Origin of the sequence: Microbacterium sp. BLY, assembly GCF_017939615.1 — a bacterium.
Lineage (GTDB): Bacteria > Actinomycetota > Actinomycetes > Actinomycetales > Microbacteriaceae > Microbacterium.
The window spans coordinates 1,043,752-1,060,987 of sequence record NZ_JAGKSR010000001.1 but is presented as its reverse complement, the minus strand read 5'-3'; the positions used below and the strand labels follow the sequence as shown (position 1 = coordinate 1,060,987).

Below are 17,236 nucleotides of genomic sequence, written 5' to 3'. Positions count from 1 at the left end.
CGCGGAGCCTCGCCGGGCACGACTACTCCTCCTGGTCGCCCGGCTCCCCCGCGTGCACGCGTTCCCCCTGCCGGCCGAACAGGCTGAGCACTTCGGCGGGCTTCCCGTCCGCGCTCCCGAACCAGTGCGGCACGTGCGTGTCGAACTCGGCGACCTCCCCGGCCGCCATGCGAAGGTCGCGCGTGCCGAGGATCAACCGCATGGTGCCGCTGAGCACGTAGAGCCATTCGCGGCCCTCGTGCGCCCGAGGTCGCGGAGTCACCTGGCTCCCCGGGATGAGGATCTTCCAGGCCTGGACCGGCCCGGCGTGCGGGGTCAGCGGCACGACGATCCGGCCGTGGCGGCGGCGTGGCTTCAACCGCACGCGCGGATCGCCGACGTCGGGCGCCCCGACGAGGTCGTCCAACGGCACCCGGTGGGCGCGGGCGAGCGGGAGGAGGAGTTCGAGGCTCGGTCGGCGTTGCCCCGTCTCCAACCGCGAGAGCGTGCTCGTGGAGATCCCCGTCGCGGCGGCGACCTCGGTCAGTGTCATCCCGCGCTGCTTCCGCAGCCACCGCAACCGCGGGCCCACGCCATCGAGCGTCGCGTCGATCTCGTCATCGTGCACGTCGACAGTCTGGTGGGACTTCCCGGAAACGGCAAAGAAGTTTGCCGCTCCGGCACCTCCGGCGCGAGCCTCGTCGCATGAAGAGAATCGATGTGCTCATCGTCGGCGGCGGTGCCGCCGGCCTCAGCGCCGCCCTGGTCCTGCTCCGCGCCCGACGGACGGTCGCGATCGTCGACGCCGGGGAACCCCGCAACGCCCCCGCGGCGCACCTGCACGGCTTCCTCTCCCGCGACGGCGCCGCGCCCGCCGCGCTGCTCGCAAGCGGCCGCGAAGAGGTCGCAGGATACGGAGGCACGATCATCGAAGGACGCGTCGCGGAGCTCTCGCCGGGCTTCCTGGCCACCCTCGACGGGCGCCGGCTGGAGGCCCGGAGGGTGCTGATCAGCACGGGCCTTCGCGACGAGATCCCCGACATCCCGCATCTGCGCGAACGCTGGGGGCGCGACGTGCTGCACTGCCCGTACTGCCACGGCTACGAGGTGCGTGATCGCGCCCTCGGGGTGATCGGCGGCACGGCCGCATCGGTCGCGCACGCCCTCCTCATCGCCCAGTGGTCCGACGACGTCGTCTACTTCCCCCACACCCGCTCGCTCACGGCGGACGAGCAGGAGCGTCTCGACGCGCGCGGCGTCCGCGTGCATTCGGGGGAGGTCGCCCGGGCCGTCGTCAGCGCGGACCGCCTCCAGGGCGTCGAGCTGAGCGACGGCACCCGCGTCGAGCGTACCGCGGTGTTCGTCCGCCCCGAGATGCGCGGCCACGACGCCCTCCTCCGCGCCCTCGGCTGCGAGACCGACGAGAACGGGTGGGTCCGCCACGATTCCGGCGGACGCACGAGCGTGCCAGGGGTCTTTGTCGCCGGGAACGTCGCCGACCCGCGCGCACAGCTCATTACCGCCGCTGGACAGGGCTCGGCCGCTGCGATCGCCCTCAACGCCGACCTCACCGACGACGACCTCGCCGCCCAGCTCGCGATCCACCGCGGCGCCTGAACCCCCGAGAGAGAAGGAACACCATCATGTCCGCCGCACCGCACCCCACCCCCGCACCGCCCACGCAGCACCAGCTCGCCCTGATGATCTGGATCGCCGTCTTCCCGACCCTCACCGTCCTGAACCTGCTCCTCGGTGACGTGTTGTCGGCACTCCCGGTCGTGGTGCGCACCCTGGTGCTCGTCACCATCGCCGTCCCGCTCGTGATCTATCTCGAGATGCCGCTGCTACACCGGCTGCGCCGCCGGATCCTCCGTCGTCTGACGTCTCGCCGGACCCAGTAGGGGGATGCCGCGGCGACGGCACCGGCACTCGCCGGGCACAACTCAGGAGATCCTCGGCGACACGCCCGAGGCGGGGCCGAGGTGGCGGCGCGGAGCGCCGAATCTCCGGAGTTGTGCCCGGCGGGATCAGCCGACGACGAGGTTGGCGGTGTCGACGACCCGGTCGCCCTCAGCGGGGAACGCCGAGCGGGTGACACCGGCCTCGACGTTGCCGGTGTGCAGCAGCGACGACCCCGCACCGAACGCGTCGTCGCGGAGGTCCAGCGCGCCGCCCTCGAACCGGTTGCCGACCGCGCGATAGTGCGTGGCCCCGCTCGTGACCGCGACATGCGTGGTCGACCCCTCCGCCCGGAACGTGCTGTCGGAGAGTGTCAGATGAAGTTCGCCGGCGCCCGACCGCGACACCGTCGTCCCACCCTTCGCGGACACCTCGGATCCGGCGATCTCGATCACCTGACGGTCCTTCGATGCGGCCGCGATACGCGCGTTGCGGAGCGTGGACCCTTCGATGCGCAGCTTTCCCGTCGCGGACGCGATGGGCGCCGCGTCGTCGGCCGCGGTGAGCGTCGAGCCGCGGAAGGCCACGGCCGCGGGGCCGTTGATCTTCATGCCGCCGACCCGGTCGAGCACGGTGTCGACGAACGTCACCGGGGTCTTCACCGTCGCGTTCGTGAGCTCACCGGGGGCGACGAACGTGAAGTGGGAGTCGGCGATCACCGTCGGCCGGGCGGAGTTGTCGGAGGCCTGGGTGATGATGAGCGTGTCCGAGGCGGTGCAGCCGCGCAGCTGCGCACCGTCCGCGTTGATCCACAGCATCCCCGAGCCGGACAGCGAGGGCTTGCCGATCACCTGCACGTCCTCCAGTGTCAGGTCGGTGATGCGCACGCGCGCGACGAACCACGAGCACACGTGCTTGCGGACGGTGATGCGCTTCGCGGCCGACCCCCACGCGGCGCCGGAGTTCGCGAACGTCATGAGTCCGGAGTTGCCCGTGTAGGTGAGGTCGTGCTCGTACTGGCCGTGCGTGACGAAGGGACCCTGGTCATCGCCGTCGCCGTGGCAGTTCTCCACGAGGCAGTAGGCGCTCGCGGTGAAGTCGTTGAGGTGGCGGGCGTTGGCCGTGTGGCAGTTGGCGACGTACCCGTACAGGCAGTAGATCTGCTGCGTCAGGTACCCCGCGCCGCCCCACGTGACGGAGGTCGGGTTCTTCAGGGTGCAGCTCTCCGTGGTGAAGTACGTGTTCCACCGACGCTGGATCAGCGGCCAGAACGTCGCCGTCCCGTCGATGTGGTCGACGTCGCAGCGCACCGCGTACTCGAACGCCAGCGGGTGCGACCCGGTGTACTCGTCCGTCCCCTTGCCGAGGAACTTGAGGTTGGACACCGTCACGTCCTGCACCGGCTTCACGTGCCGCCACGTCATCGTGCGGTCCTTGCCGAGCGGCCAGCCGTTCTTGTAGTTCACGCGGATGTGCCGGCCGTCGACGATCTGGGTCACCTGCACCAGCCGCTGCAGCTCGCGCTCCCAGCGGCCCGACAGCGCGTTGACCTCGGCGGCGTACCACTCCCCGACCGCGAAGAACGACGAGTCGGCGACGGGGAAGATGTCGGCGAGGTCGGGCACGTCCTCGCCGAGTTTCGCCTCCTGCACCGCGTCGGTCACCTCGCCGCGGAAGAACATGACGGCCGCGAAGGGGTCGTCCTTCCCGGCGTTCTCGATGCCCTCGGTCGTCATGAGGTGGTGCCCGAAGTCGAAGGCGATGTTCGACCGGGAGAACTTGTGCCGGCGGACGAAGTTGAGGTCGGTGTGCGCCTCCACGCGCCGCACCCGAGCGTCGCCCACCATCGCGTCGAGCGCGTCGTCAGCGGGGACGGAGGCGTCCATGATGCCGAACTTCCGGAAGTCGACGGTGCCGTCGTGCACGAGCACCCAGGCGCCGCCCTTGGGCCCGGCGAGCACCGTGCCGCCGTTGGCCGCGGGGGCGTCCTTCTTCACGAACCGGTAGAGCCCGTCGCCGCCGTCGCCGGGGGCGGCGTAGCCGCTCGTGCGCACGAGGTCGCCGTCCTTTCCCTTGCGCGTCGCGAGGGCGGTGGCGACGCCGCCGTGCGCGACGTTCTTCGAGCCCGACGCATCCTGCGGCACGGCGGGTCCTGCGGCCTGGGCGGCGGCGGGGGCGCCGATCGCCGCGACCCCGCCCAGGGCGGCGGCGCCGAATCCGGCGAGCAGCATCCGTCGACTGCGCATCGCCGCAGTCTCGGTGGTGGTGTCCAGCTGGGTCATGCTCATCCTCCTTGCGGCGTCCTCGCCGCGGTCAGGCGTCCGGCCCTCGGCCGGATCGCGGTCACCGATCAGTCCCCGATCCCCAGCGCTCTCCGAGCGGATGCTCAGAAGTAGTCGCCCGCCGTGAAGTGGCGGATGCCGTCCACCCGGGCCTCGCGTCGCAGCGGACGGATCATCCCGGTGCGGTCGTCCTGGCGCACGGCCGCGGGAGCGAAAGCCCGGATGGCGGCCTCCTCCGCGGCGAGCGCGGGCACCGCCAGGTCACAGGTGCGGACGCCCGCTGCGGCCCAGTCGGCGGCCACGGCTTCGAGCAGGGTGCGGCGCACGGCATCCGGGTCGGGCGCGGTGGGGTCGGCGGCGCTCTCGTGCAGCAGGCCGAGCCCGCCGCGCACCTCGGCGATCGCGTAGCCGACCGTGGCCCCGGCCTCCTCCCGCCGGTAGAGCGTCGCGCCGCGCAGACGGATCTCCGCCATCGTCCAGTCGCGGTCGCTGCGCACGGGCGCGAGCACGACCTCGCCAGCACGCGAGCGTTCGTAGGCGTCGCGCAGCGGACCCAGGGTGCCCAGGCCGACGGTCTCGCGTCCGATCGCCGCGGACTCCGCGTCAGCACCCGGCGCTGTCCACGGTCCGGCGAGAGTGCGGGGCATCGGGAAGGTCTCGAACCCGCTGGAGCGGTACACGTCCGGTGTGCCGGTGAACAGCAGCGCCCAGTCGGCGTCGCCGGCGGCGTCGAGGGTGGCGGCCACGAGCCGGCGAGCGAGACCGCGACCGCGGGCCCGCTCGGCGACCGCGACGCTGCCGATCGCGTGCACCTGCGCCACGCCGCCGTCCGCTTCCCGCAGGCGCTTCGGCAGCCCGTAGATCGACCCGCACACGCCCTCGTCGTCGGCGGCGACGATCGTGTGATCCAGCCGCTCGTCGTCCACCAGCCACTGGTCGGGCGCGAGGGGCGGCGTGAACGCGGCCGCCCACAGCGTCGCGAGGGCGGATTGGTCCTCCGCGCGTGCCGGTCGGACGTCCACGGTGCTCATGCCATCGAGGAGAGCTGGGCGCGGTCGACGGCGTGCCCGAGGGGCTGCCCCGCGGCGAAGGCGTCGAGCTCGTCGGCGACGATCCGCCCCTGGCGCAGCCGCCCCTCCCGGGTGCCGGCTGCCCGGTGCGGGGTGAGCAGCACGCGCGGTGCCGAGCGGAAGGGGCTGTCCGCGGGCAGGGGCTCCTCGTCGAACACGTCGATCGCGGCGCTCAACCGGCCGCGCTGGAGCTCGGCGAGTAGGGCGGCCTCGTCGACGAGCCATGAGCGCGCCGTGTTCACCAGGCCCGCGCCGTCCGGCATCAGGGCGAGTTCGCGCGCGCCGATCAGGTGATGCGTCTCCGGCAGCGTCGGGGCGTGCACCGCGACGATCCGCGCGCGACGGAGCGCCTCGTCGAGCGGGACGAGCTCCGCGCCGAGGGACGCCGCCTCCGCCGCCTCCAGGGTCGGATCGACGAGCAGCGGCTCGGCGCCCAGGGCACGGAGCAGCGCGAGGTAGGCCCGGCCGGTGCGGGAGGCCCCGATGACCGCGACGGGGGCGCCGAGGATCTCGTGCTGCACCCCGACGGCCTCCGCGTCCCACCAGCCGCTTCCGGTGCGCAGCGCGTCGTGCATCTCGGGCACCCGGTGCAGCAGCGCGAGCGTGAAGGTCAGCGACACCTCCGCCACCGACCGGGCCATCCCCGCTCCGGCCTGCGTCACCCGCACGCCGCGGTCGAACAGCTCGTCGGTCGCGAACGGCTTGATCGTGGCCCCGGTGTGCGCGATGAGCTCGAGCTTCGGGAGCGTGGCGAGCACCGCGTGGTCGAAAGGACCCACACCCCAGCTCGTCACCACGACGCGGGCCTCGTCGCACACCGCATCCGCGAGCCGGTCCACGCGGGCGAACGTGCCGCCGAGCCGCGCCGCGACGGCCTCCAGGCGCGCCGCATCGGCCGGGGTGAAGAACTCCGCGAAGAGCTCCGCGGAGACGACCGCGACCACGGTCGGAGCGCTCGCCCCCGCGGTCATCGCAGCCAGGCCTCGAGGTTCTCGGCGATGAAGGCGTCGTCGTTCAGCTCCGGGTACGCCTGCCGGACGCGCGCGATCTCCTCGGCCTGGCCCGGCGACAGGCCCTCGTCGGGATCCAGGCACCAGATCCCCTCGAGGAGTCCCTGCTGGCGCAGCATCTCGTGCACGCCCGCGATGACGCCACGGAAGTCGTTGCCCGGATCGAACACGGCCTGGTTCACGTCCACCATGTCGGATGCCCGGCGCCCCACCTCGCGGTAGGCCTCCGCGTCTCCGGCGAGGGCCCGGTGCGCCCGCTCGAGCAGGGTGACCGCGGCCTGCGTGCCCACGGCCCACTGGCCGAGCAGCCCGCCGACGAAGCGGAGGGTGCGCCGTCCGGACGGGGAGTCCACGTGGAACTCGGAGAGCAGGTCGGCGACGATCGCGTCGTCGTTGCCCGTGTACAGCGCGATCTCGTCGGCGCGGCCCGAGGCGGCGACGCCCCGCACGAGCTCCAGCGTGCGGTAGCGGTCGAACGGCGCGGCCTTCACGGCGACGACCGACGGGATCGCGGCGAACTCCCGCCAGAACTCGCGGTCGAGCACGGGACCGCCGATCGCGGTCTGCAGGTAGAAGCCGACCAGCGGCAGCACCTCACCGACGGCGCGGGCACGGTCGAGCAGGGCACGCTCGTCCGCACCCGCGACGCGGGGACTCACCAGCACGGCGTCGTAGCCGAGGGAGCGGGCGAGCTCCGCCTCGGCGACCGCCTGGGCCGTGTCGCCCGCCACTCCGGCGATGCGCACGAGGGTCGCGTCGTCGCGGGCGTCCATCTCCTCCGCGGCCAGCGCGAGCACCGGCTCGAAGAGCGCGTGCTCCGGGTCGCGGATCTCGAACTGGGTCGTGTGCACGCCGACGGCGAGGCCTCCGGCCCCGGCGTCGAGGTAGTAGCGGGACAGCGCCCGCTGCCGCCGTTCGTCGAGCGTGCGCGCGGCGGTGAGGGCGAGCGGATGGGCCGGGATGACGGCGCCACGGGCGAGGGTCGCGGCGGCTTCGGGGCGCAGCGACGGCACGGTGGCCGTCCGTGCGGCGGAGTCGGTCATCAGAACTTCCCGTCCCGCACGGCCCACTTGGTGGGCTTGGCGATCATCGGCAGTCCGTCGCTGATCCAGTCGGCCTGCATGCGGATGAGCTCCTCGGCCGAGACCGACGGGTAGCCGAACAGGGCCATGCAGCGCCGGGCGTCGCTGAGCAGCGCGGTCGGCTGGGGCTCGTCGACGATCTCGATCTCCTTCTCGAACAGCGCACCGAAACGGTGGGCGATCGACGAGACGCTGAGCAGCTCCGGCCCGGTGAGGTTGATGACGAAGGGGTCGGTCGAGGCATGCACCAGGCTCCGCAGCACGACCTCGTTCGCGTAGCCCTGCCAGATCACGTTGACGTTGGCGGTGGCGACGGACACCGGCTCCCCGGCGTGCACGGCGCTGCCGATGTCGGCGAGCACCCCGTAGCGGAGGTCGACGGCGTAGTTCAGGCGGATGATCGCGACCTTCGTGCCGCGCTCCTGCGCCCCGAACTCGAACACGCGCTCCCGGCCGAGGCAGGACTGCGCGTACTCGCCGATCGGCGCGGGCGCGGTCTCCTCGGCGGCGCCCCCGGACGAGGCGGGGACGAACGGGTAGACGTTCCCGGTGGAGAGCACCGAGATCGCGCTGTCCCGGTAGCGTCGGGCGATGCGGTCGGGAAGAGCCGCGTTGACCTCCCAGGCCCAGGAGGCGTTGGTCGCGGCACCGAACTTCGCGCCCACCATGAACGCCACGTTCGGCGCGTCGGGGAGGCCGGAGAGGTCGTCGTTCTCGATGAGGTCGAAGGGCACGACGCGCACACCCGCCGCCTCCAGGCGCTCGCGGATGGCGGCGTCGCCGAAGCGGGACACCGCGTACACGGCGTCGCCGGTGCGACCCGCGGCGTCCAGACCGCGTCGGGCGAGCATCGCCAGGGTCGGTCCCATCTTGCCGCCGGCGCCGAGGATCACGAGGTCTCCGGAGCCCTGGGCGAGGTCGGCCACGAGCCCGTCGCTCGGGGTGGCCAGCGCCTCCTCGAGCTCGGCCTCGGAGGCGAATGCGTACTGCGTCATTGTCGTGCGGTTCCCTTCTTCTCAGCCCTTGATCCCGGTGCCGGTGACGCCCTCCTGCACGTACCGCTGAGCGATGAGGTACGCGAGGAAGATCGGCAGCAACGCCACGACGGAGCCGGCGAGCATGGTGCTGAGCGGCACATCCTGCTGCTGCAGCGACGAGATGCCCACGGTGAGGGTGAACATCGAGTTGGACTTGGCGATGATGAGCGGCCAGAGGAAGTCGTTCCAGTGCCACAGGAAGACGAAGATCCCGAGCGTCGCGAGGATCGGCTTGCACAGCGGCAGCACGATCCGCAGGAAGATGCGGAACTCGCCGGCACCGTCGATGCGGGCGGCCTCGAAGAGCTCATCGGGAAGACCCTGGATGAACTGGCGCATGAGGAAGACGGCCTGCGCGTTCGCGAGCGTGGGCAGGATGAGGCCCCAATAGGTGTCGATGCCGCCGAGGTTCGCCATCAGGATGAACGTCGGGATCAGCGTCACGTGGAACGGCACCATGACCATCGCCAGGAACGACCAGAACATGACCTCCTTGCCGCGGAAGCGCTTCTTGGCGAAGGCGTACCCGGCGAGCGCGGAGAGGAACAGCACGGCCACGACCGACACGAGCGAGTAGACGAGCGTGTTGAACAGCCAGACGATGATGTTCTGCCCGCCGAGCACCTGCTCGTACGCATCGAAGGAGATGTCGTTCCAGGGGAGCAGCGAGCCGGGGAGCTCGACGAGCATGCCCGGCTTCAGGCTCAGCACGACCATCGCGTAGAAGGGGAAGAAGCTGAGGATGCCGGCGAGGCTCAGCCAGATCCAGCGGACGGCGATGCCCCAGCCGGTCGGCTCGAGCGCGCGGAACGAGCGGCGCTTCCGCGCGGTGGGACGGGTCGCGGGCGGCGTCGTCTGCGTCGGCGGCTGCAGGAGGGCGGTCATTTCTGCTTTCCGATCACGAGGCGCTGGATGAGGGCGACCACGAGGGTCATGACGAACAGGGCGACGCCGACGGCGGCCGCGTAGCCGTAGTCGAAGTAGCGGAAGCCCTGGTCGTACAGCATGTAGACGAGCGAGTAGCTGGCGTTCGCCGGCCCGCCCTGGGTCATCACGTAGATGACGTCGAAGACCTGGAAGGCGGCCGTCGTCTCGATCACCGCGAGGAAGAAGAACGTGGGGCGCAGGTGCGGCAGGATGATCCACCGGAAGCGCTGCCAGGCGTTCGCGCCGTCGACGAGCGCCGCTTCCTCCAGCTCACGCGGCACGTCCTGCAGCGCGGCGATGAGGATCATCATCCCGTAGCCGAACCGCGACCAGACGCCGACGACGACGATCGCGGGGATGACGAGCACGGTGCTCCCGAGCCAGGAGCCGCCGAGTCCGAGCGGCTCCATCAGCGCCGACCAGGGGCCGTTCGCCGAGAAGATCCACACGAAGATCGAGCCGGCCAGCACGAGGGAGGTGATGACGGGGAGGAAGAAGATGGAGCGGAAGAACCGGGCCCCGCGGAAGGCCCGCCGCACGCCGAGGGCCATGATCGTCGACAGCACCAGCGCGATCGGCACGGCGAAGACCGTGTAGATGAGCGTGGTCCCCAACGCCCGCCAGAACAGCGGATCGGCGACGAGGCGCTGGAAGTGGTCGAGGCCGCGCCAGGCGATCTCGCCGGAGATGTCGTAGTCGAAGAAGCTCAGCGCCACACCCGCGATGCTCGGGCCGAAGCGGAAGGCGATGAACAGCAGGAAGGCGGGGAGCACGAACAGGAACGCGACGCGCGCTTCCCGTCGGGCGAGCACCCGGGCGACGCGCCCTGCGGGCTTCGGCGCCGTGGTGGCCGTCGTCATTGTCGATTCCTCACGTGGGGGGCGGGAAGGGGGCGTGCGGCGGGTACCCGCACGCCCCCGGGTGTCACTTCTGCAGCAGCGGGGCTGCGGCGGCCGCGGCGTCCTTGAGGGCGTCGGCCGGGGATTTCTGGCCGAGCAGGGCGGCCTGGATCTCCGGGGAGAGCACACCCATGAGCGCGCGGGAGCTGGCGTCGAGCTCGCCCACCGTGGTGTCGGGCACGTACTTCTCGACCTCGCCGAGGAGCGGGTCGTCGGCGTAGAGCGGCTCGGTCGTGCTGAGCGCCGAGAAGAAGCCGGCGGCCTTCAGGTACGGCTCGACGACGTCGGCGCCCGTCGCGAACTCGGCGAACGCGGCGGCGGCCTCGGGGGCCTTCGAGCCCTTGAGCACGGAGAGCGAGCCGACGGTGCCGTAGGCCACGGACTCCTTCTCGGTCAGCGGCGCGAGCACCTTGACGTTCTCCTCGCCCCAGAACGGCGCGACCTCGGTCACGGCGTTGTTCCAGGTGCAGGCCACCTTGCCCTGGGCGATGGCGGTCTGCTCGAGCGGGACGTTGGTCGTGAGGGCCTCCGGGTCGAGCGCACCCTCCTCGGCCAGGTCGCTGAGGAACGTGAGGGCCTTCTCGCCGGCCTTGCTGTCGAAGCCGACCTCGCCGTCCTCGGTGTAGACCTCGCCGCCCGCCTGCCACAGCAGCGGGTAGTAGGTGAGGTTGAGGGTGTTCTCGGCGGAGGCCGGGTAGTTCAGGGCGTACATGCCCTTGTCGACGAAGGCGGGAGCCATCTCGACGATGTCGTCCCAGGTCTCCGGGTACTCGGTCACGCCGGCCGCCTCGAAGGCGGCGGCGTTGCAGATGAGCGGCTGCGCGCTGGTGAGGATCGGGGCGCCGAGGAGGTCGCCGCCGAGCGTGACCGACTCCTTGACGTTGGGGAGCAGGTCGCCCTGGCGCTCCTCGCTGAGCAGGTCGTTGAGCGGGGCGATCGACTTCTGGTACGCCGCGAGCTGGTCGGGGATGAGGTAGACGACGTCGGGGCCCTTGCCGGCGGCGATCGCCGTCTGCAGAGCCTCGTCACGGTTCGCCCACGGGAAGATCTCGTACTTCACGTTGACGTTCTCGTTCTCCTTCTCGAACGCCTCGATGGTCGAGTCCCAGAAGTCCTTGTGCACCGCCTCGTCGGCGATGACCGGGTAGAGCCAGACCGTGATGTCCTGCTCGCCCTCTGCGGTGTTGCCTCCGCCGGCCGAACATCCGGCCAACAGGGTGGCGGCCGCGACTCCCGCGACGACGCCGGTGATCTTGCTGACGCGCATGGTGCTCCTTTGCGTAAACCGTGCTGAGTACGGTTCATTATGACATTGGCTTTGGATAATTCGTCAAGCACAAGTTCTCAGAGGCATGTTTCCACCGTGTTTCCCGGCCGTGAACACCAATCCTCGATCTGAGAATCGGGTGTGCTAATTTGATCGCACCAACGGCGGAGACGAAGGAGGGACCCGATGGGCGCGACCAGTCCGCTCTCGATCGTGGCGCGGTCCGCACTCCGGCTGCGCGACGCCGGACCGGCGACCGTCAGCGACCTCTCGCGGTCGCTCGAGGTCTCCCGCACCTCCGTCGAGAACGCCGTGGCGGTGCTCTCCGACTCCGGCCTGCTCGTCGACGCCCCCGCGCAGATCGGCGGAGGCGCCGGTCGGCCCGCCCGCCGCTACTCGTTCCACGCCGCCGCCGGCGTGGTGGTGGGCGTGGACATCGGCGTCGCCAGTGTGCGCGTCGTCGTCGCCGACCTCGCCGGCGTGGTCATCGCCCAGCGCACCTTCCTCGGAGTCGCGGATCATGCCGACGGCCCGGCCAAGCTCGCCGCCGTGATCGATGACGTCCGCCGCACGCTCGCCCGGATCCCGCTGCCACGGACCGGTCTGCGGGCGATCGGCGTCTCGCTCCCCGGCATCGTCGACGACGACGGGCGCGTCACCACCTCGGTCGTGATCCCGGAGTGGTCCGGCATCGACATCGGCTCGCAGCTGCGCCAGGCGTTCGGCTGCCCCGTGGCCGTCGACAACGGCGTGCGGCTCGCCGCCGTCGCCGAGCACCACCTCGGCGTCGCGCAGCTCGTCGACGACGTCATCTACCTGTCGGTCGGCAACCGCATCGCCATGGGCCTGATCCTCGGGGGCCGGCCGCGCCGCGGCATCCACAACGCCGCCGGCGACATCGGCCGTCTCGCGTTCCGCGGCCTCAACACCGAGACCGGGCAGATCTCGTGGCGCACCGCTCCGACCGCCGCCGAGGTGTTCGCCCGGGCGCGCAGCGGAGAGCAGGCCGCCCGCGAGGAGCTCGACGGCTTCATCGACGAGCTCGCCCACGGGATCGCGACCCTCATCATGACGGTCGATCCCGCGATGGTCGTGATCGGCGGCGGGCTCTCGGCCGCGCACGAACAGCTGCTCGATCCCCTGCGCGCCGCCCTCCCCGGGCACCTCGGACTGCCGTTCCAGGTGCCGCTCGCGGAGGCACGGCTGGGCGCGGAGGCCGCCGCCCACGGCGCCGTCGTGCACGCGTTCCAACGGCACCCCGGCGACATCTACGGCATCGAAGACATGCCGGCCCCGCCCATCACCCCCTTGCCGCACGACCCCGCGGCCGGCGACGACACCGAGGAGAAGCAGTGAGCACGTTGAAGGTCGGACTCATCGGCGCGGGCGGCATCTCCCGTGTGCACGCCGACGCCTGGCGGGCGCTCGGGGTGCAGGGCTTCGTCACCTCGAAGGAGGGCGCGGAGGAGATCGCCGCCGAGTACGGGTTCGAGGTCGTGCCCGACGTCGATGCGCTCCTCGCGAAGGTCGACCTCGTCGACATCGTCACCCCCAGCAGCACCCACGCCGACTTCGCCCTGCGCGCCATCGCCCGCGGGCTCGACGTGATCTGCGAGAAGCCGCTCGCCGCGACCGCGGAGGCCGCCGCCGAGGTGACCGCCGCCGCCGCGGCCGCGGGTGTGCGGCTGTTCCCCGCGCACGTCGTCCGCTACATGGGGGAGTACGCCCGGATCAAGGCCGGCATCGACGCCGGCCAGATCGGCACCCCCGCCGTGCAGCGCTTCCGCCGCCTCGGCTCGGCCCCCCAGGCGCCCTGGTTCTTCTCGGAGCGCGCGGGCGGCGGCGTCATCCGCGACCTCATGATCCACGACATCGACCAGGCGCTGTGGTTCGCCGGTCCGGTCGACAGCGTCTCCGCCGTGCAGAACCCGCCCACGGTCGACGACCGCGTGCCGGCCCCGGTCACGGCGCATGTCGTGCTCACCCACCGCAGCGGGGTCATCAGCCACGTGCACGCGAGCTGGGTGCAGCCCGGCATGCCGTTCCGCACGAGCGTCGAGGTCGCGGGTTCGGAGGGACGGCTGCGCTACGACAGCGCCGAAGACCACACGCTGCGCACCGACGCCGTGCTCGTCGAGGGCGCGAGCGACTACCTGCCGCCGATGTCGCCGGAGGAGAGCCCGTACTACGCGGAGATCGCCGACTTCGTCGGCGCGATCGCCGAAGGGCGCGACGCCCGGGTGTCTCCGGAGGACGGGATCCAGGCGGTGGCGGTCGCCGAGGCCGCCTACGCCTCGATCGCGTCCGGAGCCCCGGTCGCGCTCCCCGCATCATCCGCCGCCGTCGCCGAGGAGGCCACCCGATGACCGCTCCCCGCCCGCTGCGGATCGCCGTGCTGTCGTTCGCGCACACGCACGCCCTCAGCTACGTGCACGCGCTGCAGCAGATGCCCGACGTCGAACTGATCGCCGCCGATCCCGACGGCGCCTCCGCCCCCGATGACGCCCCGCGCGGCGCCGCCCTCGCCGCGGAGCTCGGCGTCGCATACGTCGACACCTACGAGGACGCCTTCGCCTGGGGGCCGGACGCGGTGGTCATCGCCGCCGAGAACTCCCGCCACCGGGTGCTCGTCGAGCAGGCCGCCGCCGCGGGCGTGCACGTGCTGTGCGAGAAGCCGCTGGCGACGACCGTCGAGGACGCGATCGCGATGCGCGACGCCTGCGACCGTACGGGCGTGCTGCTCATGGTGGCGTACCCGGTGCGTTTCTCCCCCGCGGTGCGCGAGGCGATCGCCGAGCTGCGCAGCGGACGTCTCGGGGCGATCCTCGGCGTCACCGGCATCAACAACGGCAAGCTCCCGCAGGACCGGGCGTGGTTCACCGACCCCGCGCTGGCCGGCGGCGGTGCCCTGGTCGACCACGTCGTGCACTGCGCCGACCTCCTCGACGAACTCCTCGGGGAGCGGGCGCAGTCCGTCCGCGCCGTGTCGAACAGCATCCTGCACGGCGACCGCGACCTCGCCGTCGAGACCGGCGGCCTCGTCACGATCCAGTATCCGAGCGGCGTGATCGCCACGATCGACTGCTCCTGGAGCTGGCCGATGAGCTCGCCGACCTGGGGCGGCCTGACCCTCGAGGTCGTGGCCGAGCGCGGGACCGTGACCGTGAGCCCCTTCGCGAAGGGCGTGGCCGGGCACGATGCCCACGGCGAGACCTGGGCCCCGGTCGGCGCCGACCTCGATGCGCTGCTCCTCCAGGAGTTCGTGCAGGCCGTCCGCGCGGGCCGTCAGCCCCAGCCGGACGCCGGCGTCGGCATCCGCACCGTCGAGATCGTGAAGGCCGCCCAGCTTTCCGCCTCCCGCGCCGGCACCCCCATCCCCCTCTAACCCCCGTCCCCCCCTCCACGGTGCGGGATCAATAACGCTCCCCTTCCGGCTTCCCCCGGCACGTTTCCCGTCCCGCACCCTTCTCCGCGCCCCGAGTTCCCACCTCGCGGGATCGAAAACGCTCCCCGCTCCGCCTCGTCAGGAACGTTTCCCGTCCCGCACGGGACGGTGCGCGCATGCCGGAGTCCCAGCCCCTCCCGTCCCGGAGCGAAGGGGTGGGCATGAAACCGGCGCGGCGGGTGTTGCACCGGATGCCGCTGCGACACGGAGGAGAGAGCATGCGCATCGACCTCGACGGAAAGACCGCCCTCGTCACGGGTTCCACCCAGGGCATCGGGCTCGCCGTCGCGACGACCCTGGCCGACGCCGGCGCGCGGGTGGCCATCAACGGCAGGAACCCCGAGACCGTGTCGTCGGTCATCGCCGCGCTGCAGGACGAGAATCCGGAGCGGAACCTCGTCCCCGCCCCCGGCGACGTCACCACGGAGGACGGCGCCGCGGCGGTCCTCGCCGCCGTCGGAGATGTGGACGTCCTCGTCAACAACCTCGGCATCTTCGGGGCCACCCCGGCTCTCGAGATCTCCGACGACGAGTGGCGGCGGTACTTCGAGGTGAACGTGCTCGCCGCCGTCCGGCTCATCCGCGCGACCCTGCCCGGAATGATGGCCCGCGGCTGGGGACGGGTGCTCGACATCGCCAGCGACTCCGCGGTGGTGATCCCCGCGGAGATGATCCACTACGGGATGTCGAAGACCGCGTTGCTCGCCGTGTCCCGGGGCTTCGCGAAGGAAGCGGCCGGCACCGGCGTGACGGTGAACTCCGTGCTCGCGGGGCCGACCCACACCGGCGGCGTGGAGGACTTCGTGTACTCGCTCGTGGATCCGGAGCTGCCGTGGGAGGAAGCGCAGCGTGAGTTCATGCGCGTGCACCGTCCGCAGTCGCTGCTGCAGCGGCTGATCGAGCCGGAGGAGATCGCGAACATGGTCGCCTACCTCGCGTCTCCCCTCGCCTCGGCGACGACCGGTGCCGCCGTCCGGGTCGACGGCGGTTACATCGACGCGATCGTCCCCTGACATTTCGAATCGCGCACTGTGCTCCATCTCCGACCCGGATGGAACCGTTCGGGCGATTCGAAGGTGGACGAGAGTATGCTGGCTCGTCGGGCCCAGTGGCCCCGGAGGAGCACGGAAAGGCGGTGATGGCGATGTCCGACGATAGTAACGACGCCGCCTTCGCTGCGTCGCGCTTCCCCGCACGCGCGCGTTGAGCCTCCGCTCCGCGCCCGTGCGTCCCGCCTCGCAGTCATCGGCGGCGTCTCCCGCCCCCTGACGAACCCGCACGGACCGCCGCGTCCGTGCGCCTGCGAGAACGGAGTCGCATCATGGCGCTCATCGACAACGGCGTGTACGTCCACGGACGTCGCGTGGAGACCCCGAAGAACCTGGACGAGACCTACCGGATGCTGGATGCCGCCGGCGGGATCGCGTGGATCGGCCTGTACCGACCGAGTCCGGAAGAGGTCGCCTCCGTCGCCCGCGAGTTCGACCTGCATCCCCTCGCCGTCGAGGATGCGCTGTCCGGGCATCAGCGCTCCAAGGTGGAGCGCTACGGCGACACCCTCTTCGCCGTGCTGCGCCCGGCCCGGTACCGCGACAAGGAGGAGTCGATCGAGTTCGGCGAGCTGCATCTGTTCATCGGCCCGGACTTCGTCGTGACGATCCGGCATGCCGAGTCCCCGAACCTCGCCGCGGTCCGCCGGCGGATGGAGGCGAACCCGGAGCTGCTCGCGATGGGTCCGGAGGCGGTGTTCTACGCGATCCTCGATGAGGTCGTGGACGAGTACGAGCCCGTCGTCGCCGGCCTCGAGAACGACATCGACGAGATCGAGGATCAGCTCTTCGGCGACAGCGACGACGACGCCCTCTCCCGCCGCATCTACGAGCTGTCCCGCGAGGTCATCAACTTTCAGCGCGCCGTCCATCCGCTCAGCGGAATGCTGGAGTGGCTGCGTCGCGGATCCGAGAAGTACCGGATCGACGAGGAGCTGCAGCGCTCGCTCCGGGATGTGCTCGACCACACGATTCGCGTGAACGAGCGCGTGGACTCGTTCCGCGCGATCCTCGAGAACGCCCTGACCGTGCAGTCGGCGCTCGTCGCACGCCGGCACTCGGAGGCGGGTCTCGCGCAGAACGACGAGATCAAGAAGATCTCGTCGTGGGCGGCGATCATCTTCGCGCCCACCCTGGTCGGCACCGTCTACGGGATGAACTTCGACGTGATGCCGGAGCTGCACTGGGCGTTCGGGTATCCGATGGCGATCGGCGCGATGGCGGCCTTCGCGGTCGGACTGTACGGGGTGTTCAAGTACAAGAAGTGGCTCTGACACGCAGGCGGCCGCG

General features: G+C 71.4%; 16 protein-coding genes and 1 pseudogene. 8 read left to right on the top strand and 9 right to left on the bottom strand.

Annotated elements, in window-relative coordinates:
• Window positions 1–22 precede the first annotated feature (22 nt).
• On the bottom strand, window positions 23–607 hold the full coding sequence (locus KAF39_RS05380; protein WP_307805089.1) for an XRE family transcriptional regulator: 585 nt from the start codon (window positions 605–607) through the stop codon (window positions 23–25).
• 77 nt (window positions 608–684) lie between these two features.
• Between KAF39_RS05380 and KAF39_RS05375 the strand changes: the two genes are divergently transcribed.
• Window positions 685–1,596, top strand: coding sequence for an NAD(P)/FAD-dependent oxidoreductase (locus KAF39_RS05375; protein WP_210676298.1), 912 nt, complete (start codon window positions 685–687; stop codon window positions 1,594–1,596).
• Between the two features lie 26 nt (window positions 1,597–1,622).
• The gene (locus KAF39_RS05370; RefSeq protein ID WP_210676297.1) at window positions 1,623–1,880 is read left to right on the top strand and encodes a hypothetical protein; all 258 of its coding nucleotides are present in this window, start codon (window positions 1,623–1,625) and stop codon (window positions 1,878–1,880) included.
• A 126-nt stretch (window positions 1,881–2,006) separates the two neighbouring features.
• Here the strand turns inward: KAF39_RS05370 and KAF39_RS05365 are convergent, their stop codons facing one another.
• From KAF39_RS05365 to KAF39_RS05330, 8 genes are all read right to left on the bottom strand, one after another.
• Entirely contained in the window at window positions 2,007–4,160 is a 2,154-nt protein-coding gene (locus KAF39_RS05365) for a peptidase C14 (RefSeq protein WP_210676296.1), read from the bottom strand.
• A gap of 104 nt (window positions 4,161–4,264) precedes the next feature.
• A complete protein-coding gene (locus tag KAF39_RS05360; protein WP_210676295.1) occupies window positions 4,265–5,191 on the bottom strand; it encodes a GNAT family N-acetyltransferase in 927 nt (308 codons plus the stop codon).
• Window positions 5,188–6,201, bottom strand: a complete 1,014-nt coding sequence (locus KAF39_RS05355; RefSeq protein WP_210676294.1) for a hydroxyacid dehydrogenase — start codon at window positions 6,199–6,201, stop codon at window positions 5,188–5,190. The genes KAF39_RS05360 and KAF39_RS05355 overlap by 4 nt, the downstream gene beginning before the upstream one ends.
• Window positions 6,198–7,283 carry a dihydrodipicolinate synthase family protein gene (locus KAF39_RS05350; protein ID WP_210676293.1) on the bottom strand — a complete coding sequence of 362 codons (1,086 nt, stop codon included), beginning with the start codon at window positions 7,281–7,283 and terminating at the stop codon, window positions 6,198–6,200. Before KAF39_RS05350 ends, KAF39_RS05355 begins: the two co-directional genes overlap by 4 nt.
• Entirely contained in the window at window positions 7,283–8,317 is a 1,035-nt protein-coding gene (locus tag KAF39_RS05345) for an NAD(P)-dependent oxidoreductase (RefSeq protein WP_210676292.1), read from the bottom strand. Before KAF39_RS05345 ends, KAF39_RS05350 begins: the two co-directional genes overlap by 1 nt.
• A 21-nt stretch (window positions 8,318–8,338) precedes the next feature.
• Window positions 8,339–9,244: a carbohydrate ABC transporter permease gene (locus KAF39_RS05340; protein WP_210676291.1), complete on the bottom strand. Its 906-nt coding sequence runs from the start codon at window positions 9,242–9,244 to the stop codon at window positions 8,339–8,341.
• The gene (locus KAF39_RS05335) at window positions 9,241–10,146 is read right to left on the bottom strand and encodes a carbohydrate ABC transporter permease (RefSeq protein WP_210676290.1); all 906 of its coding nucleotides are present in this window, start codon (window positions 10,144–10,146) and stop codon (window positions 9,241–9,243) included. Before KAF39_RS05335 ends, KAF39_RS05340 begins: the two co-directional genes overlap by 4 nt.
• A gap of 64 nt (window positions 10,147–10,210) precedes the next feature.
• The gene (locus KAF39_RS05330; protein ID WP_210676289.1) at window positions 10,211–11,452 is read right to left on the bottom strand and encodes an ABC transporter substrate-binding protein; all 1,242 of its coding nucleotides are present in this window, start codon (window positions 11,450–11,452) and stop codon (window positions 10,211–10,213) included.
• A 186-nt stretch (window positions 11,453–11,638) separates the two neighbouring features.
• Here KAF39_RS05330 and KAF39_RS05325 point away from each other — a divergent pair, with 186 nt between their 5' ends.
• The 6 genes and pseudogenes from KAF39_RS05325 (at window position 11,639) to corA (ending at window position 17,220) form a co-directional block, all read left to right on the top strand.
• Complete coding sequence (locus KAF39_RS05325) at window positions 11,639–12,808, top strand: ROK family protein (protein WP_210676288.1); 1,170 nt, start codon at window positions 11,639–11,641, stop codon at window positions 12,806–12,808.
• Window positions 12,787–13,140: pseudogene (locus tag KAF39_RS15920) on the top strand (Gfo/Idh/MocA family protein); the annotation flags it as partial. The gene KAF39_RS05325 and the pseudogene KAF39_RS15920, both read left to right, overlap by 22 nt.
• A 24-nt stretch (window positions 13,141–13,164) precedes the next feature.
• Window positions 13,165–13,818, top strand: coding sequence for a Gfo/Idh/MocA family protein (locus KAF39_RS15915; protein ID WP_246878469.1), 654 nt, complete (start codon window positions 13,165–13,167; stop codon window positions 13,816–13,818).
• Window positions 13,815–14,837: a Gfo/Idh/MocA family protein gene (locus tag KAF39_RS05315; protein WP_210676286.1), complete on the top strand. Its 1,023-nt coding sequence runs from the start codon at window positions 13,815–13,817 to the stop codon at window positions 14,835–14,837. Before KAF39_RS15915 ends, KAF39_RS05315 begins: the two co-directional genes overlap by 4 nt.
• Before the next feature lie 278 nt (window positions 14,838–15,115).
• Window positions 15,116–15,910: an SDR family NAD(P)-dependent oxidoreductase gene (locus KAF39_RS05310; RefSeq protein WP_210676285.1), complete on the top strand. Its 795-nt coding sequence runs from the start codon at window positions 15,116–15,118 to the stop codon at window positions 15,908–15,910.
• Window positions 15,911–16,218: 308 nt separating this feature from the next.
• Window positions 16,219–17,220 (top strand): magnesium/cobalt transporter CorA, encoded by a 1,002-nt coding sequence (corA, locus tag KAF39_RS05305; protein ID WP_101847771.1) that lies wholly within the window; start codon window positions 16,219–16,221, stop codon window positions 17,218–17,220.
• The last annotated feature ends 16 nt before the right edge of the window (window positions 17,221–17,236 follow it).